The organism is Rhodanobacter koreensis (assembly GCF_054782855.1).
On sequence record NZ_BAAGRR010000011.1, the window covers coordinates 41,144 to 60,954 of the forward strand.

Consider the following 19,811-nt stretch of genomic DNA (forward strand, 5'->3'; position numbering starts at 1 on the left):
TCAGGCGATCGTGCAGGCTTCGTCAAACGTGAGACGGGGACTGCGCGGGAACAGGTTGCGGCTGGTATCGCCATAACCGATGCTGATCAGGAAATTCGACTTGATCGCGGTGCCGGCAAAGAAGGCCGCATCGACGCCGGCATTGTCGAAGCCGGACATCGGCCCGCAGTCGAGCCCGAGTGCGCGCGCCGCCATCAGCACATAGGCGCCCTGCAGGGTGCCGTTGCGAAATGCGGTGGTGTCGATCAGCGGCTGATTGCCGACGAACCAGCTGCGTGCGTCGGCATGCGGAAACAGCTTGGGCAGATGCTCGAAGAACTCATGATCGGTAGCGACGATCGCGGTCACTGGCGCTTCCATGGTCTTGCCCCGGTTGCCCTCGGACAGGAACGGCGCCAGTTTCGCCTTGGCTTCCTTCGACTTCACGAACACCAGCCGCATCGGCGAGGCATTGGCACTGGTCGGGCCGAACTTGGCCAGCTCATAGAGCTGGTGCAGCTGCGCATCGCTCACATCCTTCGGCAGCCACGCATTGAGCGTGCGGGCATGGCGGAACAACTGGTCAAGGGCGGCCTCGGAAAGCAACTCGCTCATGGGTATCCTCTGCTGCATGGACGCGCCGACATGGCGCTATGGCGTGCAAGTGTATAGGTGGACGCACATCAACAGATCATGATCCGGGGAACGTACTGTGTTGATCAGGGAAACAATGTCACGCCGTCTGAGCCCATGCTGAAACTGCAGGGCGAATGCTGGGTGATCACCGATGCAGCCGCGGGCAACCAGCGACAGGCGCTGGCGCTGGCCGAATATCTGCAGGTACCGTTTCGCCATCTGGTGCTGGAGCCGCACGCGCCATGGTCGTGGCTGGCACCGCGCCTTGTCCTCGGTGGCCGGCTGGCGCTGCCGCCCCACCAGCGCATCCTGTTTGCGCCACCCTGGCCGAGCGTGGCCATCGGCTGCGGCCGCGCCGCCGCCCTGTTCACCCGCCTGCTGCGGCGTCTTTCCCGTGGCGAGTGTTACACCGTGCAGATCCTCGACCCGCGTATCGATCCCGCACACTGGGACACGGTGATTGCGCCACGGCACGACCGTGTCGATGGGAGCAACGTGCTGCAGCCGCTCGGTTCGCTGAATGCGGTGGATGACGCGTGGCTGGCCGACGGCCGCGAATCCTGCCCGCAGTTTGCAGAACTGCCGCAGCCGCGCATCGGCGTGCTGCTCGGCGGCCCGCGCAAGGGCATTGCGCTGGATACGGACTACGCCCGCCAGCTGGCCACGCGCCTGCTGCAACGGCAACAACGCGAAGGCGGCAGCCTGCTGGTACTGGCCTCGCGCCGCACTCCGTCTGGCCTGATCGAGGTCTTCCGCGACACACTGAGAGACGTGCCCGGACTGATCTGGGCCGGCCGCGACGATGGCCGCAACCCCTACCCCGGCGTGCTCGGCTGGGCCGACCGGCTGATCGTCACGCCCGATTCGGTGAACATGCTCAGCGAAGCCTGCGCGGTCGGCTGCCCGGTACAGACCTTCGTCACCACCCCACTGCCCCCGAAGATCGCGCGGTTCCATCGCATGCTGCGCGAAGCCGGACTGTTGCAGGATCTCGATACCCCGGCACCCCCGGAGCACAGGCCGCCTCTGCGCGAAACCGCCGCGATCGCCATCGAACTGTGCGAACGGATCCGCCACCACGGACCGGACGACGCGTAACGTGGCGAAGGCGAATCGGCCTCAGGATGTTTCGCGCACCCAGCGCAACCGGTCCGCGGCGATCAGCGCGTCGAGTTGCCCGGCGAACGGACTGCCCAGGATTTCCGCCGGCAACAGCGCGGGGGCGATCAGTCCGACACAGGTGTTTCGTCCATCCTGTTTGGCCCGGTACAACGCGAGGTCGGCCAGTTCTAGGGCAGCCTCGAATGTGCCGCTATCGGCCCGGATCGCGAGCGGATACAGGCTGAAGCCGATCGAGCAGGTCAAGCGGATGCTGCCGCCGCGGCCATCGGCGAAATCCTGTGCGGCAATATCCCGCCGCAGGCGCTCGGCAATGCTCAGCGCACCAGCAGCATCGATGCCGGGCAGCAGCAGCAGAAACTCCTCGCCACCCCAGCGCACGGTGATGTCGCTGCCGCGCCGCGCCGCCAGTAGCAGACGACCAAGCGCGCGCAATACAGCATCACCGGTTGCATGACCGTAGTCGTCGTTGACCTGCTTGAAATAGTCGATATCGAGCTGCAGCACGCCAACGCTCTCGTTGGCGGAAAGCAACCCAGGCAGCCGCCGCAGCAGGTAACGCCGGTTGTGCAGTGCGGTCAGAGCGTCGGTATGACTCTCCTCGGCCAGCGCGAGATTGGCCACCCGCAGGCGTTCGACCGCGCGTGCAAGTTGCGCGGTGCGTCGTACGACTTGCGCCTCCAGCCGTGCATTGCGGCGACGTTGCGTGCGCAGACTCCAAGCAACCAGCAGGATGATCGCCAGACCCGACAGCAGGATTGCCGCAGCACGCACCAGGGCGCGTTCGTACCAATGCGGCTCGACCCGGATCGCCAGATCCGCCTCGGGACCGAAACCGGGGTCACCGGAAATCGCCGCGGCGACACGGAAACGGTATTTCCCCGGCGGCAGATGCGTGTAGAACGCGACGCGCCGGGCGCCCACATCCTGCCAATCCGTGTCGTAACCTTCCAGCTGATAGCGGAAACGCAACGCACCTATGCGCAGATAGGGCGCGGTGTAATGAACGGCCAGGTCGCGCGCACCATCACGCAGCTCGAATGATGTACCGGCAAACTGACGACCATCATGTTCGACGGATTCGATCGTCGCGGCCGGCGACTTCGGCTGGGTACCCAGGGCACGCGTATCCACCCCGAGCGCACCGTCCGTCGTGCTGTACCAGATGACATCCCCCACGATCAGGCTGCGCGCGCCGGCTCCGCCATTGCAGCAGTGCGTATTGTGCAGGCTGGTGGTGCGCTCCTCGCCAGCGAGCAGCTGCGGTACCACCTGCCGCGACGGCGAACCCGGCATGGGCAGTTGCGCGAGCGGCAGCCGCCACGCACCGGCAATCGAGCCGACGTAAAGCTCTCCATCGAGCACGTTGAGTGTCCAGGCATTGTCGCTGGGCAGGCCATCCTTCTGGGTGGTCATGCGCAGCTGTCCGTTCACCATGACGCCGACGCCGGCATCTGTGGTGGCGATCCCGAGCATGCCCGGACCCAGCATCGTCACCCGGGACACGAAATGGCCACGCAGCGGTTCGGCCCATGCGGGCTGCGTCAGCTTGCCGTCGTGCCACTCGCGCACACCATCCTCGGTAGCCAGGTACAGATGGTCCGGCGTCAACGACAGGATCGAGCGGATGATCGAGGCGGCTGCCGGCGCGCCAGCATCGGCGCGACTGAGGGTGCCTGCGTACCAGTGATACAGCCCGCCGGAAGTGCCGATCCAGAAATCGTCATCGGCCGTTTCGCGGACATCGTTGATCTGCAGACTGGCCAGCGCAGACAAGGCCGGTGGGGTGACGTCTTTGCCGTGATCAAAAACCGCGATGCCCGAGCGGGTACCGATCCACAACCGGGCGCGATGGTCGTAATACAACTCGTAGGCGGAAGGGTTCGGCAGTGCCTTGCCGGCGATCCAGGGTTGCACGCGCCGACCATCGAAGATTTCCACATCGGTATTGGTGCCGAACACGATCCTGCCATCCGGTGCGCGCACGATGCTCCACACGAGGGAGTCGGTCAGCCCGTCGCGTAAAGACACACGGCGTGTCCAGCCATTCCAGATCCGGTACAGGCCACCGATATGGGTTCCCATCCACAGATTGCCCGCACGATCCTCATACAGCGCCTGGACCCATGGGTGGCGAGCGATATCGGTGTCGTCCGCCTGCTCCAGGGCAGCGTCGGGCGGCAGCCGATACAACGCCGGCACGGTGCCGATCCACAATGTGCCATCGCGATCGGTCAACAGGCTTTCGATCGACGTGGTATCGAGATCGTGGTCCAGTCCGGCGGAAACGATGCGATCTCCGTCCAGGCGCATCAGCCCGATGTGCGTACCCAGCCACAGGCTGCCCCGGCTGCTCGCGATCTGGGTGATGGCCACCGGCTGATGGCCTGCCATGTCTTGCGCCACGCATGTCACCACCGGCGAATCCAGCGCGGCCGTGAGCCGGCAAACACGGCCCAGGCCACCAATCCATAGCGCGTCACCCACGCGCAACAGACTGTAGGCAGGGCCGCTGTAGCCGGGAACCGGAATGATCCGGCCATCGCGCACACGTGCCAGGCCGCGTGACGTGGCCAGCAGCGGGGTGCCATCGCCCGCATCGATGATCGCGTTGACCGCCTCGCCGCCCAGCGCGGTGAAATGGTTCCGCGCCTCGTGCAACAGACCATGCGCACCGCCGAACCAGACCTGCCCGAGCGGATCCGCCCAGACCGCGGTGAGCATGCTGGTATCGATCCCGGTGCCGGCCCGGTCGAACGCGACAAACTGCACGCCATCGAAACGCGCCACGGCAGCCTGGGTATTGATCCACAAAAAACCGGCACGATCCTGGGCAATGCCGAGGACGGTGATCTGCGGCAGGCCCTGCTCGACGCTCCAGTGGTCGGTGACGAAGGCGTGGATCGGAATCTGCGGACTCAACGCGGCGGCGGACCGCATACCGGATATGCAGATCGAAACCGCGAACAGGACCGTGTACAACGCCCGTGCCATGCGCCCCCTTCTACCGGCAAGGTCACGCCCCTGGATGACGTCGCCGGCTTCTGGCGATCTTGCCCTGTTGGCAAGGCGACAGACAAGCATTGCCGCCCAGGTTCTCGCACTCATGGCGCAAGGACTACACGCAATAACCTGCAGCCAGCCGCGTACCTCGATGGTGCCCGGCCACACACCGATACGACGGGACCGGTTACATCGGGCTGCCGGATGCACCGAATACAAAACCCAGCGCATCGGTGACTTCGCGTACGCTGGCACACAACTGTTCCAGTTCCGCATCACGCGGCGCGATGCGTGAACGCAAATCGAGCGTGCAGGCCAGCGCACGCTGCAGCAGATCGGCATGCGCCACGGACAGGATCGCGGCCTGGTTGGCATCGAGCAGGGCGGCAGCGCGGCAGGCTTCGATCAAACCGGCGTTGGCGGTGACGCCAAGCAGCCCGGGATGCTGCGACGCATGCGCCAGCACCAGGCCCTGCAGCGCGAATTCGATATCGAGCAGCCCGCCATGGCCTTGCTTGAGATCGAGCTGGCGCGCGTCGGAACGATCGCGTTCGGCACGCCAGCGTGAGCGCATGCTGCCGACCTCGGCCAACACGGCGGTACGTTCACGCGGTACCGCGAGAATGCCGCGCCGCACTTCCGCCAGCCCCGCATTGAGTGCTGCGTCGCCGGCTACCGGGCGGGCGCGCAACAGCGCCTGATGCTCCCATGTCCACGCGCGGCTCTTCTGGTATGCCACGAAGGCATCGAGGCTGCTCACCAGCAGTCCCTTGGAGCCGTCCGGGCGCAGTCGCGCATCCACCTCGTACAGGCGACCGCCGCGGGTCAGTACGGTGAGCCAGTTCATCACGCGCTGCGCCAGCCGCTGGTACCAGCGCGAACCCTCGATCGGGCGCACCCCGTCACTCATAGCCTGCGCGCGGCGGCCGTCATAGACGAACACCAGATCCAGGTCCGAAGCGAAACCCAGCTCCTCACCGCCCAGGCTGCCGTAACCGAGTATGGAAAAACCAGAGCCGGTACCGGGCAGCCGGCCGTGCTGCGCAACCAGCTCGCGCTCGGCCAGTGCCAGCACGACACCCACCACCGATTCGGCCAGTGCGGCGAGCCGGCGCGCGGTGGCCACCGCGTCGGCGCGGCCATCGTTGAAGGCCAATCCCAATCGGAACGCGGTGGAGGCCTTGAACTCGTTGATCCGGTCGAGCTCCGCTTCCGCTTCGCGTTCGTCCAGCGTGGTCAGCACGCGAGCGATCTCGGCGGTGATGTCGGCGCGCTTGAACGGCAGTTGATCGATGCGCGGATCGAGCACGTCGTCCAGCAGCAGCGGTTGCGCAATGACGCGCTCGGCCAGGAACGCGCTGTCACCGAACAGGCGCACCAGCCGCTTGCGCGCGGCCGGCTGTTCCTCCAGCAGGGCCAGGTACGAGGAGCGCCGCGCCACTGCCTGCATCAACCGGCACAGTCGCAGCAGGCACGGCACCGCCACGGCACTGCCGCGGGCGGCGCTGAACAACTGCGGCATCAGATGATCCAGCCGCTCGCGCGAACGTGGCGACATCGCGCGTACCGCGGCGGCCTGCGGCAGCTTCCCCAGGGCTTCGGCGAGTTCCGCACCGGGCACGAAACCGGACGCTTCCAGAACAGCAGCATCCAGCGATTCATCGCAGGCGCGCTGCCACAACACCAGATCGGCAGCCGGCACGCTGGCGGCACGGCCGCCCTGCGGCATCAACACCGCGGCAAATTCCTCGCTGACGATGGCGCGATGTTTCGCCAAGGCGGCATTCAACGTGTCCCAGTCGGGATAATCGAGACTCAGCGCGATGCGCTCGCGACTCAGTGCGTCACCGGGAATGTCGTGCGTCTGCGCGTCGCGCAGCATCTGCACGCGGTTCTCCACCCGGCGCAGCAATACATAGGCCTCGCGCAGCATGCGCGCTCGCGCGGCACCGATGTGCCCGCGCGCCTCGCACGCCGTCAGTGCCGGCAGCAGGCCGCGCACGCGCAGACTGGGTTCGCGACCGCCGCGAATCAGCTGGGTCAGCTGCACGATGAACTCGATCTCGCGAATGCCGCCAGGGCCGAGCTTGAGGTTGTCGGCCAGATCCTTGCGCACGACTTCCGCATCGATCAGCGCCTTCATCTCGCGCAACCCGGCGAACGCCGTGTAATCGAGATACTTGCGATAGACAAATGGCCGCAACAGCTCCTGCAGCTGCTTTCCGGCAGCCACATCGCCGGCGACCGGACGCGCCTTGATCCAGGCATAACGCTCCCAGTCGCGCCCCTCGCTCTGGTAGTACTGCTCCATCGCGGCGAACGACAGCGCCAGCCGGCCCGCATTGCCGAACGGACGCAGGCGCAGGTCGACTCGCGCGCAGATGCCATCCACGGTCGGTTCGTTCAGCAGGCGCACCAGATGGCGGCCAAGCCGGATGAAGTATTCGCTGTTGTCGAGCGCACGCGCGCCATCGGTCTGACCCGCGTGCGGATAGGCCAGCACCAGGTCGATGTCGGAGGAGAAGTTCAGCTCGCTGCCGCCCAGCTTGCCGAAACCGATCACCAGCAAACGCTGCCGCGCACCCTCATGCGTGCGACTGTGGCCGTAGCGCGCTGCCAGTGCATGTTCGGACCAGCCCAGCGCGACGCCCAGCAACGCCTCGTACAGCACGCTGGTGGCCGACAGGGTTTCCGGCAGCTCGTCCAGCCCGTTGACGTCGCGAAACACCAGCCGCAACGCCTCGGCATGACGGAAGCGCCGCAACGCAACCATGCACGCGGCCTCGTCGTCGGGCAGCTTCAAGGCGTCGATGCGCGCTCCGGCATCGCTGCCGGAGCGCAATCGTTCCAGCCCCTGCGGGGCCAGCAGTTGCGGCTGGCGACACCACACGTCGAAGGCGAAGTCGCTGGCCAGCAGGGTGCGCCGGATCCGTTCGGCCACGCCGGCATCGTCGTGCAACGGCACGCCGGCAGCACGGCAACGGGCAGCGAGGTCGCCGTAACGGTCGTCGATCAGCGCACGCAGCGCAGCGGATTCATGGGCAGCCATCGAACTATTGTGCCGCAGTGCGGCAATCGATGCCGGTCCGGGCGAGAACCACTGGAGCCTGTGCACCGACGGCATGTCGGGACGTTGTAGAACCAGCCCGCAGGCCCGAAACTTGCGGATTCCGCAGCAACACCTGGTTCATCCGGGTCCGATTACATTTCCATGTCCGCCCCATGACAGCAAGCACAGGACTGCCATGCCGTTGAATTCCACCAGCCCATCCCGTCACCGGCGCGTGCTGATTACGCGCGTCGCGCTGCTGTTGTTGCTGGCGCTGGTGTTCGTGCTGCTGACCGGCCTGCTGGATGGCGGCGCGGGCGTGGCGCCGTCGCAATTGTTCGATCAGCCACGATTCCCGCTGGCCAATGCATGGCCTGGCCTGTTGCTGGCCGGCGTGCTGCTGGCCATCAGCCGGCGCATGTTGCTGTCGTTCGGGCTCGCGTTCCTGCTGCAGGGATTGCTGTACGCGGTCAACATGCTGAAGGTGGCCAACCTCGGCACCCCGCTGCTGCCGGACGACTTCCGCATGGTGGGCCAGTTGCGCAAGGGTGGCGCGCATCTGCTGTTCGGCTACCTGCCGCACAGCCCGTGGCCCTGGCTGGGCTTGCTGGCCGGGCTGGCCCTGATCGTCGCGATGTGGCGTTTCGAGCCTCCGATATTTCCGCGGCGCACCCGCGGCAAACGATTGCTGGGTGGCGGCGTGCTGGCGGTGGCGCTGGCCAGCATGCTGGCCGGGCAGTCCGCGTGGGGGCATGTCTACAACGCCCGGGTGCTCTGGCTGGAGCCTTGGTCGGCCTCGTCCACCAGCGCCCATTCCGGCCTGATCAGTTCGCTGGTGATGTTTCACCTGCAGTATGGCCAGGGCAAGCGCAAGCCTGACGGTGCCGCGGCATCGCAGTTGATCGGCCAGTCCGCGGCGGCGCTGCAGCAGTCGATGCAGATCCCGGGCACCGGTAACGCCCTGCCCGACATCGTGGTGATCCAGAGTGAGTCGTTCTTCGATCCCACCATCATGCGCGGCTACGAACACAGCGATTTCGCCCCCAACCTGCGCCGGCTTGCCGCGCACGGGACCAGCGGCAGCCTGCATGTGCCGACCTTCGGCGGCGGCACCATCCGCACCGAGTTCGAGGTGCTCACCGGACTGTCGCTGCGCTACTTCGAGAACCTGCAGTTCCCCTATCTGCAGATGAGCCACAAGTCCGTGCCGAGCCTGGTGCACACCCTGAACGCGCATGGCTACGAGACCATCGCGCTGCATGGCAACGACCCGGCGTTCTGGAACCGCACCGCCGCCTTCAAGTCGCTGGGCTTCCAGCGCTTCGTGTCGCAGTCATCGTTCCCCGCCCACGTGGCGATGGACGGCAAGTACATGGCCGACAGTGCAATGACCACCGAGATCATGCAGCAGCTGAAGGACAGCGGGCCGCCGCAATTCATCTTCGCCATCAGCATCGAGGCGCACGGCCCGTACGACGTCGAGCCGGCTCGTCCTGCCGAACGCGATGCCATTCCGGTGCCCGACGGCATCACGGGCGAAGACAAGCGGGAGCTGCAGACCTATCTCTATCACCTGCAACACGCCGACGCCGAACTCGGCCGACTGGTGACCTGGCTCGCCCAGCGCAAACGGCCCAGCCTGGTGCTGTTCTACGGTGATCACCTGCCGGGGCTGAGCAACAGCTATCGCATCACCGGCTTCGTCAACGGCGAGGACATGCTGAGCCAGGCCGGCACCTGGCTGCTGGTCGATCCGCACTCCCTGGGCCAGCCGGTGCACGAGGACACCGCCGCCTGGCTGCTGCCCGGCAAACTGCTGGCGCAGGCCGGCATCCACGACGATGCCTACTTTGCCCTGACCGGCGTGGTCGGCCCGCAACTCGCCGCCCTGACCGCCGCGCCCGGCGCACCGCCGCCGGCCGAGAACGGCGACCGGCAGAAAATAGACAACGCCATGGCCAGCGTCGATCAACTGCGCATGAACGGCAAACTCGACAAGCTGCTGCCGAAGGCAGCCGCGCCGCCCACCGGCGGCATCGCCCACAATGACGTCGTGCCGACGCAACCTCCGGCAACCGCCGCGCTGCCTCGGTAGACAAGGGCGATGCCGGTTCCGCTGTGGTTGGTGTGAAGGGTCCGCCAATCCATGGGGCTGCGATTCAGCGAGCTGTCTGCCAACTGAAGTGAAACCGGCCGTGTTCAGACCCCAGCAGGGGAACGGCTCCTAGCGTCGATGCAGCCTCGAGGTCTGTTTCCAGGTTTGAGCTTCGAGCCGTTCTCTCACCAGGAGCCACTCGCCATGCACAAGACCCTACTTGCCACCCTCGTGATCGGTGCCAGCGCACTTGCCATTCCAGCTTTCGCCCAGGTCAACCTGAGCGGTGCCGCCCGGGTCGGCGCCGGTGTGAATACCGGCGCTGTCGCCCCCGGTGCGATGCACACGGTCGGCCAGATCGGCAACCAGACCGATGAAACCCTGCAACACACCACCCACAGGGCAAAACATGTCGTGCACCAGACCACCGGTCAAGCCAGCTCGACCATCGGCGGCAGCGGCATCGCCAATGCCAGCGTGAATGGTGGTGGTGCGATGAGTGCCGGTGCGGGCAACAACAGCGCGGCCGCGTACGCCGGCATCGATGCCGGTGGCGCCGCCAATCTGATGGGTCAGGCCGGACAGAATCTCGGCAACCGGGCCGGCAATTCCATCCACTCGGTCGGCAATGCGGCCGGCCAGGCCACCACCGGGCAGTCCGTCGGCGCCGATGCCAACGTAAATGCCAACGCCGACGCGCACGGCCACTGAGTTCCACCACATCGCGCAAAAGAAAACCCCGCCGAGGCGGGGTTTTCCTTGTTGCAGCGTGACGAACCGGACTTAGAAGTCCATACCGCCCATGCCGCCCATGCCGCCGCCCATGCCACCGCCGCCATGGCTGTGGCCTTCGTCCTTCTTCGGCAGCTCGGCCACCAGCGCCTCGCTGGTGATCAGCAGGCCGGCCACCGACGAAGCGTGCTGCAGCGCGGTGCGGGTCACCTTGGTCGGGTCCAGGATGCCCATGGCCACCATGTCACCGAACTCGCCGGTGGCAGCGTTGTAGCCGTAGTTGCCCTTGCCTTCCTTCACCTTGTTGAGGATGACGGAGGGCTCTTCGCCAGCGTTGGCGACGATGGCGCGCAGCGGTGCTTCCAGCGCACGACGGGTGATCGCGATACCCAGATCCTGGTCGGTGTTGTCGCCCTTCAGGCCTTCGACCGCCACCAGCGAACGGATCAGCGCAACGCCGCCGCCCGGCACCACGCCTTCTTCGACGGCTGCGCGGGTCGCGTGCAGGGCGTCTTCGACGCGGGCCTTCTTTTCCTTCATCTCGATCTCGGTGCCGGCACCGACCTTGATGACCGCAACGCCGCCGGCCAGCTTGGCCACGCGCTCCTGCAGCTTCTCGCGATCGTAGTCCGACGAGGTCTCCTCGATCTGCGCCTTGATCTGGCCGATGCGCGACTGGATGCGGGCGGCTTCGCCGGCACCGTCGATGATCGTGGTGTTTTCCTTGGTGATGACGATGCGCTTGGCACGACCCAGATCGTTGATCGTGGTCTTTTCCAGCGACAGGCCCACTTCCTCGGACACGACCTGGCCGTTGGTCAGGATCGCGATGTCTTCCAGGATCGCCTTGCGACGGTCACCGAAGCCCGGCGCCTTCACGGCAGCAACCTTGACGATGCCGCGGATGGTGTTGACCACCAGGGTGGCCAGCGCCTCGCCTTCCACTTCCTCGGCGACGATCAGCAGCGGCTTGCCAGCCTTGGCGACGGCTTCCAGCACCGGCAGCAGCTCACGGACGTTGGAGACCTTCTTGTCGTGGATCAGGATGTACGGGTCATCCAGTTCGACCTGCTGCGACTGCTGGTTGTTGATGAAGTACGGCGACAGGTAGCCGCGGTCGAACTGCATGCCTTCGACGACGTCGAGCTCGTTCTCGAGACCCGAACCTTCCTCGACCGTGATCACGCCTTCCTTGCCGACCTTCTTCATCGCGGTGGCGATGATGTCGCCGATGGCGGCATCCGAGTTGGCGGAAATGGTACCGACCTGAGCGATGGCCTTGTCATCAGCGGTCGGGTTGGAGAGCTTCTTCAGCTCGCCGACGGCGGCGATAACCGCCTTGTCGATACCGCGCTTCAGGTCCATCGGGTTGATGCCGGCGGCCACGGCCTTGAGGCCTTCCTGGATGAACGCCTGCGCCAGCACGGTAGCGGTGGTGGTGCCGTCACCGGCCACGTCGGAGGTCTTGGAGGCGGCTTCCTTGACGATCTGCGCGCCGAGGTTCTCGTACTTGTCGGCCAGCTCGATCTCCTTGGCGACGGACACGCCGTCCTTGGTGATCGTCGGGGCGCCGAAGCTCTTCTCGAGCACGACGTTGCGGCCCTTCGGGCCCAGGGTGACCTTGACTGCGTTGGCCAGGGTGTTCACGCCCTTGAGCAGGCGGGAGCGGGCGTCTTCGCCGAAGCGTACTTCTTTGGCTGCCATGATTTTTTTGCCTCAAAAAAATTGAATAGGAATGGGGTTTTGCTTTTCAAGCGGTAGCGCGAAAGATCAGGAGCCGGCGAAGATCAGCGTGCGCGAATGCACGCGCTCTTGCGAATCCCGACCCCGGAAGGCAATCAGCCTTCGATCACCGCCACGATGTCGTCTTCCTTCAGGAAGACCAGCTCTTCGCCGTCGATCTTGATTTCCTGGCCGGCGTACTTGCCGAACAGCACCACGTCACCGGCCTTCAGCGACATCGGGCGCACCTTGCCGTCGCTCATGATCAGGCCGGTACCGGCGGCGACAACCTTGCCGCGGGTCGGCTTCTCGGTGGCGCTGTCGGGGATGACGATGCCGCCGGCGGAGACGCGCTCCTCTTCAAGGCGCTTGACGATGACGCGATCATGCAACGGACGCAGTGTGCTCATGGACAACTCCAGCTGACTAATTGAGGTGGGACAAGGCTTTAGAAGACCCGGATCGGCAGTCTTGTTAGCACTCTAGGGAAACGAGTGCCAATTTTACGGGTATGGAACGCCGCTGCAAGATGCTTGAACCGGGGATGGACAGCTAATTGGGTGGGTGGAGACAGGTTTCAAGGGCGGCCTGCGAAATCACCTTCCGCCACGCAAGCACGACGCAGGACGACCCGTTTCCCTTTACGCTGCCCCGATGACGCCATCGACCAGTCCCGACACCGTCCTGCTCTGCTACTGCAGCTGCCCCGACAGCACCTGTGCGCAGGCGCTCGCCGAGGCGCTGGTCAGCGAACGGCTGGCCGCCTGCGTCAACCGGCTGCCCGGCATCAGCTCAACCTATCGCTGGCAAGGTCAAGTGACTACCGACCGCGAGGAACTACTGCTGATCAAGACCACCACTGGATGCTTCGACGCGCTGAAAGCCCGCCTGCTGCAACTGCATCCCTACGAACTGCCGGAGCTAATTGCCATACCAGTGGAACACGGTCACTCCGCCTATATGGACTGGGTAAGGCAGAGCGTCGGTGACTGAGCGGCAATCCGACCCGCCCACGTGATGACCCCATGGCGGAATGCGCCCCGACAAGACTGCTGACAGGTTCTGTCAGTGCACGGGGTTAGCCTGCGTTGTCCGCCACACTCAAACCGATGCCATGAAAAAGTCCGACGCCGCCGCCCTGTTGCTGCTTGGCGCCTTGTGGGGCGCCTCGTTCCTGTTCATGCGCATGGGTGCCAACCAGTTCGGCGGCATGGCGCTGGCCGGCATGCGCGCCATCGGCGCGGCCATCTGCTCCATTCCGTTGCTGAACTCGCGTGAGCGGCTGGCCGAACTGCGCATGCACTGACGATCGGTGCTTATCGTCGGCATCGCCAACTCGGCGTTGCCGTTCATCCTGTTCTCCTACGCCGCGCAAAGCCTGCCAGCCGGCCTCTCCGCCATCTTCGATGCGATCGCGCCGTTGCTGGTGGCGGCCTCCGGCTGGCTGTGGCTGGGCGAAAGGCTCGATCTTCCCCGTGCCAGCGGCTTGCTGATCGGCCTGGCCGGCGTGGTCTGGCTGATCGGCGGCAGCCTGGGTTTCGGCCACGGCGGCACTGCGGTCGGCTGGGCGATGGCCGCCTGCGTCGGCGCCAACCTCTGCTACACCTTCGGTGCCCATTACAGCCATCGGCGCCTGCAGGTGGTTTCGCCGATGACCGTGGCGATCGGCAGCCAGTTCGCCGCTGCGCTCCTGCTGCTGCCCTTCACCGTCTGGCTGTGGCCGGCGAAAGCACCGACGGCGCAAGCCTGGTTCGCCATGTTCGGCCTCGCCACGGCCTGCACCTCGCTCGCCTACGTGCTGTTCTACCGGCTGATGGCGCGCATCGGCTCGACGCGCTCGATGGCGGTGCTGTACCTGATTCCGGTATTCGGCGTGCTGTGGGGCGCGCTGTTCCTCGGCGAGGTGATCACCGTCGCGATGGCTGGCGGCTGCATGGTGATCCTGCTCGGCGTGGCCCTGACCACCGGCATGCTGCGTTTCGGAGCGAACAGTGCCACTCCGCTCGATCAAGCCGGGCAGGCCTGATCGCAAACAGGCTCTAATGCCGCACGCCCGGGCATCGATCGAAAGCTGGGCCATAATCCGCTTTCACGCCGAAGCACGATTCAGAACCGCGGAGTTGCAATGCGCTCGATTTTCCACGGCCGCCGGGCCGCACTGTTGTCGATCCTGCTGGCCCTGCTGGCAGGCGTGCAGGCCGTTCTTGCGCAGGACACCGCCAATCTGCTGCCGGTCACCGAGGCCTACAAGCTCAGCGCGGACACGTCTTCCCCGGGCGTACTCAAGCTGCACTGGACGATCGCGCCGGACTATTACCTCTACCGCGGCCGCATGAAATTCAAGGCCGGCGACGGCGTGACACTGGGCGAAGCGCAGCTCCCTGACGGCGAAAAGCATGTCGACCCGTATCTGGGGCCGGTCGAGACGTACCACCACGGCGTCGATGCCACGCTGCCCTACAGCGTGGCCGCCGGCACCACGCGGCTGAAGCTGAGCGTGCAATACCAGGGCTGCCACGAGGTCGACCCGAAGATCTGCTACCCGCCGCATACCGAGCAGCTGGATCTGCCGTTGCCGGTGCCTGCGAGCCTTGGCGAGACAGCCACGCCCGCCGCAGGCAATCCGCTCGGCGCAGCACTCAGCCAGCTCGGCGGCCGCGCGGGAAGCGCAACGACGCGAATGGACAGCGCGCCACTGCCAGCCGAACAGGCGTTTCGTTTCGAGGCACTGGCGCAGAACCCGCACCAGCTGCTGCTGCGCTGGACGATGCCGAAGGGTTACTACCTGTATCGCGACCAGACCACGCTGCATCTCAAGGACGCAGCCGGTCTCAACCTGAAGCCGATGTGGCCGGCCGGCACCACGCATCACGACGCACACTACGGCGATGTCATCGTGTACTTCGACCAGGTCGAATTGCCGGTGACAATCGAGGGTGATCCTGGTGATCGCAAGCAGTTGTCGCTGGAGGCCAGTTTCCAGGGTTGCCAGGACGGTGGCCTGTGTTATCCGCTGATGACCCGCGCCGTAAATATCGATCTCGGTAGCGGTGTTGCCGCCACTGGCCAGACCACGGAGACCGCACCGGAGCTACCGCCGGCCAATGCCACCGCAGCTGCATCACCGATCGGCCTGATCGCTGCGCTGCTGCTGGCGCTCGGCGGCGGTCTGGTATTGAACCTGATGCCGTGTGTGCTGCCGGTGCTGTCGATCAAGGCGGTGAGCGTGCTGGAGAGTGGCGAGAACCGTGCCACCGCGCGGCGCCATGCCTTGTTCTATACCGCCGGCGTGCTGTGCAGCTTCGCCGCGCTGGGACTGGGCATCCTCGCCCTGCGCTCGGCCGGCCATGCGCTTGGCTGGGGCACACAGTTGCAGCAGCCGTTGCTGGTCGGTGTGCTGGCCTGTGTGATGCTGGCCGTGGGCCTGTCGATGTCCGGCGTGGTGCAGTTCGGCGTTTCGCTGGGCAATACCGGCGCGAATCTGGCCAGCCGCTCCGGCCCGGCCGGCGACTTCTTTACCGGTGTGCTGGCCGTGGTGGTGGCCAGTCCGTGCACCGCGCCGTTCATGGGTAGCGCGCTGGCGTATGCGTTCGCCGCGCCGATGCTGGCGGCGCTGCTGGTATTTCTGGCGCTGGGCATCGGACTGGCGTTGCCGTTCCTGCTGATCGGCTTTGTGCCGGCGCTGTCACGCCTGCTGCCACGGCCTGGGCGCTGGATGGAAACGCTGAAGCAGGTGCTGGCGTTCCCGATGTATCTCACCGCCACATGGCTTGTATGGGTGCTGGCCAAGCAGCGCGGTGCCGATGCCGTGGGTCTCGTGCTGGTGGCCATGGTGCTGCTGGCGATGACGCTGTGGTGGTTCGAACGCAGCCGCTCACGCGGCGTGACAAGCAAGCTCGCGGTCGCCGTGCTGGCGGTCGTCACCCTGGTGCCGATGTACCTGCTCGCCCATGTGCCACCGCCGTCGGCCGTCGCTGCCACCGAGGAAGGCGTGGTGGCCTACAGCCCGGAAAAACTGGCCGAACTGCGCGCTGCCGGTACGCCGGTGTTCGTCGACATGACCGCCGACTGGTGCGTCACCTGCAAGGCGAACGAGCACACCGTGCTGGATACGCAGGCCTTCCGCGACCTGCTCCGGCACACCGGTGCGATCTACATGAAAGGCGACTGGACCGACGTCAATCCGACCATCAGTGCCTTCCTGCAGCAATACCATTCGCCGGGCGTGCCGCTCTACGTGGTATTTCCGAAAAATGGCGGCCCGGGCAGGCAGCTGTCGACCGTGCTGACCTCGTCCATGGTCGAACAGGCGCTGACGGAAGCGGCGCGCTGATGCTGGATCGCGGCAACTGGCTGATTCTCGGCCTGGCGGTACTGGCCGCGGCGATCGGCGGCTATGTACAGCACCGCCAGCAGCCCTCGCCACCGGATCTGGCATTGCTCGATCAGCGGGCGCCTGCCATCACCTTGTCCGGTCTCGACGACAAGCCGCACCGGCTGAGCGATTACCACGGTCATCGCGTGCTGCTGAATTTCTGGGCCAGCTGGTGCGGTCCGTGTCTGGACGAGATGCCGGCGCTGAACCGGGCACAGGCAAAGTTCGGCGAACAGGGGGCGATCGTCGTCGGAATCGCCATGGATGAACCGGAGCGGATCCGCGCCTTTCTGACCATGCATCCGGTGAGTTACCCGATCTTGCTGGGTCGCCTGAACTCGCCAAGCACCTCGCTGCAACTGGGCGATATCCGCGAAGTGCTGCCATATAGCGTCCTGATCGACGCTGATGGGCGCATTCTTGCCACCCATGCAGGGGCCCTGTCGGCAACGCAGCTGGAACACTGGCTGACGCCCGGCCGCGACAAGCCCTGACCAAACCTCGACATACGCTTCCGCACGGATAGTTGCGCTTCTCCGTCAAACATCGTCGATCTGCAGTGAACTGGACAACATCCCCGACTGCGCGCACACTGCGCCGGGTTCCGGGGCCTCCGGACGCAGAGTGGACGGTTTCGTGGCGAAGATCCTGGTCCTGCACGGACCCAATCTCAACCTGCTGGGTGTACGCGAGCCGCAGATCTACGGCCGCGAGACGTTGGCTGACATCAACCAGCAGCTGGCCGCGCGTGCACAGGCGGCGGGACACGAACTGGCCTGGTTCCAGTCGAACGCCGAGCATGAGCTGATCGGCCGTATCCACCAGGGCCGCGACGACCAGACCACGCTGATCCTGGTCAATGCCGGCGCGTTCACCCATACCAGCATTGCCCTGCGTGATGCACTGGCTTCGGTGGCAATCCCGTTCATCGAAGTGCATCTGTCCAATGTGTTCGCGCGCGAGTCGTTCCGCCACCATTCGTACCTGTCGGACATCGCAATCGGCGTGATCTGCGGTTTTGGCGGCGACAGCTACCGGCTGGCGCTGGAAGCGGCGATCCAGCGATTGCGGACGCCAGCACCTGGCGCGGCATAAACGAATCTGGCCGCATGGCCAACCCCATCCCCTTCCGGCCACCCGTGGTGGCATGACTGACAAAGGCTGATCCGATGGATTTGCGCAAAATCAAGAAACTGATCGATCTGCTCGAGGAATCCAACCTCGCCGAACTGGAGATCAAGGAGGGCGAGGAAGTCGTCCGCCTGTCGCGCGTGCCCAAGAACGCCGCACCCGCCACCGCACCGGTGAACGTGGCCGCCGCGCCGGCGCCGATCGCCGTCGCGAGCGCCCCTGTCACGGCAGCTGCTGCTCCGGAAACTCCGGCCGCACCTGCGCTGCCTGCAGGCCACGTGGTGAAGGCGCCGATGGTCGGTACGTTCTACGCCTCGGCCACACCGGGCACGCCGGCCTTCGTCAAGGTCGGCCAGCAGGTCAAGGCCGGCGAGACGCTGGGCATCATCGAAGCGATGAAGATGTTCAACCAGATCGAGGCTGATGTAGCCGGCACCGTGCAGGCCATCCTGGTCGAGAACGGCCAGCCGGTGGAATTCGACGAACCCATGTTCGTGATTGCCTGAGGCCGCCCGGATGCTCGAGAAGGTCGTCATCGCCAACCGCGGCGAAATCGCGCTGCGTGTGCTGCGCGCCTGCCACAGTCTGGGCATCAAGACCGTGGCGGTGCACTCCACTGTGGACCGCAATCTGAAACACGTCGGCCTTGCCGACGAGTCGATCTGCATCGGCCCCGGCCCGTCGGTCGACAGCTATCTGAACATCCCGCGCATCATCGCGGCGGCCGAAATCACCGACGCCCAGGCGATCCATCCGGGCTACGGTTTTCTTTCGGAGCGCGCCGACTTCGCCGAGCAGGTCGAGCAATCCGGTTTCATCTTCATCGGCCCGACCGCCGAGGTGATCCGCCTGATGGGCGACAAGGTCGAGGCGATCCGCGCAATGAAGGCCGCCGGCGTACCGTGCGTGCCCGGCTCCGGCGGCCCGCTTGGCGAGGACGTCGACACCAACCTGAAGATTGCACGCGAGATCGGTTACCCGGTGATCATCAAGGCCGCCGGCGGCGGCGGCGGCCGCGGCATGCGCGTGGTGCGCACCGAGGCGCACCTGGGCAATGCCATCACCATGACCAAGGCCGAGGCCAAGGCCGCGTTCGGCAACGAGCAGGTCTACATGGAGAAGTTCCTGGAGAATCCGCGCCACGTGGAAATCCAGGTACTCGCCGACGGCCAGGGCAACGCGATCCATCTGGGCGAACGCGACTGCTCGATGCAGCGCCGCCACCAGAAAGTGGTCGAGGAAGCACCCGCGCCGGGCATCACGCCCGAGCAGCGCGAAGCGATCGGCAAGGTCTGTGTCGACGCCTGCATCCGCATCAACTACCGCGGCGCCGGCACGTTCGAATTCCTGTACGAAAACGGCCGCTTCTACTTCATCGAGATGAACACCCGCATCCAGGTCGAGCACCCGGTGACCGAGCTGATCACCGGCATCGACCTGGTGCGCGAGCAGTTGCTGATCGCCGGCGGCGAAAAACTGTCGATCAAGCAGGAAGACATCGTGATCCGCGGCCATGCCATCGAATGCCGCATCAATGCCGAAGACCCCGATACCTTCATGCCGTCGCCGGGCACGGTGAAGCGCTTCGAGGCACCCGGTGGCCCCGGCGTGCGTGTCGACACGCATCTGTACGACGGCTACAGGATTCCGCCGAATTACGATTCGATGATCGGCAAGCTGATCGTGCACGGCCCGGATCGCGAAACGGCGATCGCGCGCATGCGCCTGGCGCTCGCCGAAACGGTGATCGAAGGCGTCAAGTGCAATATCCCGTTGCAGCAGCGCATCATGGCCGACGTCGGCTTCCAGCATGGTGGACAGAACATCCACTATCTGGAGAAGCGGATGGCGGAGCAGAAGGAACACCCCGCCACCGGCCACTAACAGAAAGAAGTGAGTGAAGAGGAGTGAGAAGAAGCAGGCACGCCCTGCTTCTCGTCATGAACCGAAGTTTCTCTCCGCAGCCCGAC

Annotated in this window: 16 protein-coding genes; 11 read left to right on the top strand and 5 right to left on the bottom strand. The window is 65.4% G+C overall.

From position 1 onward, the window contains the following. On the bottom strand, positions 1-594 hold the full coding sequence (locus tag ACYVKM_RS12505; protein WP_460877941.1) for a malonic semialdehyde reductase: 594 nt from the start codon (positions 592-594) through the stop codon (positions 1-3). Between the two features lie 135 nt (positions 595-729). Here ACYVKM_RS12505 and ACYVKM_RS12510 point away from each other — a divergent pair, with 135 nt between their 5' ends. Next, positions 730-1,713 (top strand): mitochondrial fission ELM1 family protein, encoded by a 984-nt coding sequence (locus ACYVKM_RS12510; RefSeq protein WP_460877942.1) that lies wholly within the window; start codon positions 730-732, stop codon positions 1,711-1,713. Between the two features lie 21 nt (positions 1,714-1,734). Here the strand turns inward: ACYVKM_RS12510 and ACYVKM_RS12515 are convergent, their stop codons facing one another. After that, positions 1,735-4,674: a diguanylate cyclase gene (locus tag ACYVKM_RS12515; protein ID WP_460877943.1), complete on the bottom strand. Its 2,940-nt coding sequence runs from the start codon at positions 4,672-4,674 to the stop codon at positions 1,735-1,737. A gap of 250 nt (positions 4,675-4,924) precedes the next feature. Beyond that, a complete protein-coding gene (glnE, locus tag ACYVKM_RS12520) occupies positions 4,925-7,786 on the bottom strand; it encodes a bifunctional [glutamate--ammonia ligase]-adenylyl-L-tyrosine phosphorylase/[glutamate--ammonia-ligase] adenylyltransferase (protein WP_460877944.1) in 2,862 nt (953 codons plus the stop codon). Between the two features lie 196 nt (positions 7,787-7,982). On the opposite strand from glnE, the gene ACYVKM_RS12525 reads away from it, so the two are divergent. Continuing rightward, positions 7,983-9,881, top strand: coding sequence for an LTA synthase family protein (locus ACYVKM_RS12525; protein ID WP_460877945.1), 1,899 nt, complete (start codon positions 7,983-7,985; stop codon positions 9,879-9,881). A 204-nt stretch (positions 9,882-10,085) separates the two neighbouring features. Further along, positions 10,086-10,592 (top strand): hypothetical protein, encoded by a 507-nt coding sequence (locus tag ACYVKM_RS12530; protein WP_460877946.1) that lies wholly within the window; start codon positions 10,086-10,088, stop codon positions 10,590-10,592. A 72-nt stretch (positions 10,593-10,664) separates the two neighbouring features. On the opposite strand, the gene groL is transcribed toward ACYVKM_RS12530, so the two are convergent. Together groL and ACYVKM_RS12540 are read right to left on the bottom strand one after the other, a co-directional pair. Then, complete coding sequence (gene groL / locus ACYVKM_RS12535) at positions 10,665-12,317, bottom strand: chaperonin GroEL (RefSeq protein WP_460877947.1); 1,653 nt, start codon at positions 12,315-12,317, stop codon at positions 10,665-10,667. A 134-nt stretch (positions 12,318-12,451) separates the two neighbouring features. Beyond that, positions 12,452-12,745, bottom strand: coding sequence for a co-chaperone GroES (locus tag ACYVKM_RS12540; RefSeq protein ID WP_007514157.1), 294 nt, complete (start codon positions 12,743-12,745; stop codon positions 12,452-12,454). A gap of 244 nt (positions 12,746-12,989) precedes the next feature. On the opposite strand from ACYVKM_RS12540, the gene cutA reads away from it, so the two are divergent. From cutA to accC, 8 genes are all read left to right on the top strand, one after another. Further along, the gene (gene cutA, locus ACYVKM_RS12545; RefSeq protein ID WP_460877948.1) at positions 12,990-13,328 is read left to right on the top strand and encodes a divalent-cation tolerance protein CutA; all 339 of its coding nucleotides are present in this window, start codon (positions 12,990-12,992) and stop codon (positions 13,326-13,328) included. A gap of 121 nt (positions 13,329-13,449) precedes the next feature. Beyond that, positions 13,450-13,641 carry a hypothetical protein gene (locus tag ACYVKM_RS12550; RefSeq protein ID WP_460877949.1) on the top strand — a complete coding sequence of 64 codons (192 nt, stop codon included), beginning with the start codon at positions 13,450-13,452 and terminating at the stop codon, positions 13,639-13,641. Between the two features lie 6 nt (positions 13,642-13,647). Beyond that, the gene (locus tag ACYVKM_RS12555) at positions 13,648-14,361 is read left to right on the top strand and encodes a DMT family transporter (RefSeq protein WP_460877950.1); all 714 of its coding nucleotides are present in this window, start codon (positions 13,648-13,650) and stop codon (positions 14,359-14,361) included. Positions 14,362-14,460: 99 nt separating this feature from the next. Further along, positions 14,461-16,668: a protein-disulfide reductase DsbD family protein gene (locus ACYVKM_RS12560; RefSeq protein ID WP_460877951.1), complete on the top strand. Its 2,208-nt coding sequence runs from the start codon at positions 14,461-14,463 to the stop codon at positions 16,666-16,668. Continuing rightward, positions 16,668-17,204 carry a TlpA family protein disulfide reductase gene (locus ACYVKM_RS12565; protein ID WP_460877952.1) on the top strand — a complete coding sequence of 179 codons (537 nt, stop codon included), beginning with the start codon at positions 16,668-16,670 and terminating at the stop codon, positions 17,202-17,204. Before ACYVKM_RS12560 ends, ACYVKM_RS12565 begins: the two co-directional genes overlap by 1 nt. A gap of 142 nt (positions 17,205-17,346) precedes the next feature. Continuing rightward, positions 17,347-17,805, top strand: a complete 459-nt coding sequence (gene aroQ, locus ACYVKM_RS12570; RefSeq protein WP_460877953.1) for a type II 3-dehydroquinate dehydratase — start codon at positions 17,347-17,349, stop codon at positions 17,803-17,805. A 74-nt stretch (positions 17,806-17,879) separates the two neighbouring features. Beyond that, a complete protein-coding gene (accB, locus tag ACYVKM_RS12575) occupies positions 17,880-18,347 on the top strand; it encodes an acetyl-CoA carboxylase biotin carboxyl carrier protein (RefSeq protein ID WP_460877954.1) in 468 nt (155 codons plus the stop codon). 10 nt (positions 18,348-18,357) lie between these two features. Then, positions 18,358-19,725, top strand: a complete 1,368-nt coding sequence (gene accC / locus ACYVKM_RS12580) for an acetyl-CoA carboxylase biotin carboxylase subunit (protein ID WP_460877955.1) — start codon at positions 18,358-18,360, stop codon at positions 19,723-19,725. The last annotated feature ends 86 nt before the right edge of the window (positions 19,726-19,811 follow it).

Coding starts and splice junctions, on each gene's coding strand:
- ACYVKM_RS12505 (WP_460877941.1), bottom strand. CDS start 594: ATGAGCGAGTTGCTTTCCGAGGCCGCCCTTGACCAGTTGTTCCGCCAT.
- ACYVKM_RS12510 (WP_460877942.1), top strand. CDS start 730: ATGCTGAAACTGCAGGGCGAATGCTGGGTGATCACCGATGCAGCCGCG.
- ACYVKM_RS12515 (WP_460877943.1), bottom strand. CDS start 4,674: ATGCGGTCCGCCGCCGCGTTGAGTCCGCAGATTCCGATCCACGCCTTC.
- glnE (WP_460877944.1), bottom strand. CDS start 7,786: ATGGCTGCCCATGAATCCGCTGCGCTGCGTGCGCTGATCGACGACCGT.
- ACYVKM_RS12525 (WP_460877945.1), top strand. CDS start 7,983: ATGCCGTTGAATTCCACCAGCCCATCCCGTCACCGGCGCGTGCTGATT.
- ACYVKM_RS12530 (WP_460877946.1), top strand. CDS start 10,086: ATGCACAAGACCCTACTTGCCACCCTCGTGATCGGTGCCAGCGCACTT.
- groL (WP_460877947.1), bottom strand. CDS start 12,317: ATGGCAGCCAAAGAAGTACGCTTCGGCGAAGACGCCCGCTCCCGCCTG.
- ACYVKM_RS12540 (WP_007514157.1), bottom strand. CDS start 12,745: ATGAGCACACTGCGTCCGTTGCATGATCGCGTCATCGTCAAGCGCCTT.
- cutA (WP_460877948.1), top strand. CDS start 12,990: ATGACGCCATCGACCAGTCCCGACACCGTCCTGCTCTGCTACTGCAGC.
- ACYVKM_RS12550 (WP_460877949.1), top strand. CDS start 13,450: ATGAAAAAGTCCGACGCCGCCGCCCTGTTGCTGCTTGGCGCCTTGTGG.
- ACYVKM_RS12560 (WP_460877951.1), top strand. CDS start 14,461: ATGCGCTCGATTTTCCACGGCCGCCGGGCCGCACTGTTGTCGATCCTG.
- ACYVKM_RS12565 (WP_460877952.1), top strand. CDS start 16,668: ATGCTGGATCGCGGCAACTGGCTGATTCTCGGCCTGGCGGTACTGGCC.
- accB (WP_460877954.1), top strand. CDS start 17,880: ATGGATTTGCGCAAAATCAAGAAACTGATCGATCTGCTCGAGGAATCC.
- accC (WP_460877955.1), top strand. CDS start 18,358: ATGCTCGAGAAGGTCGTCATCGCCAACCGCGGCGAAATCGCGCTGCGT.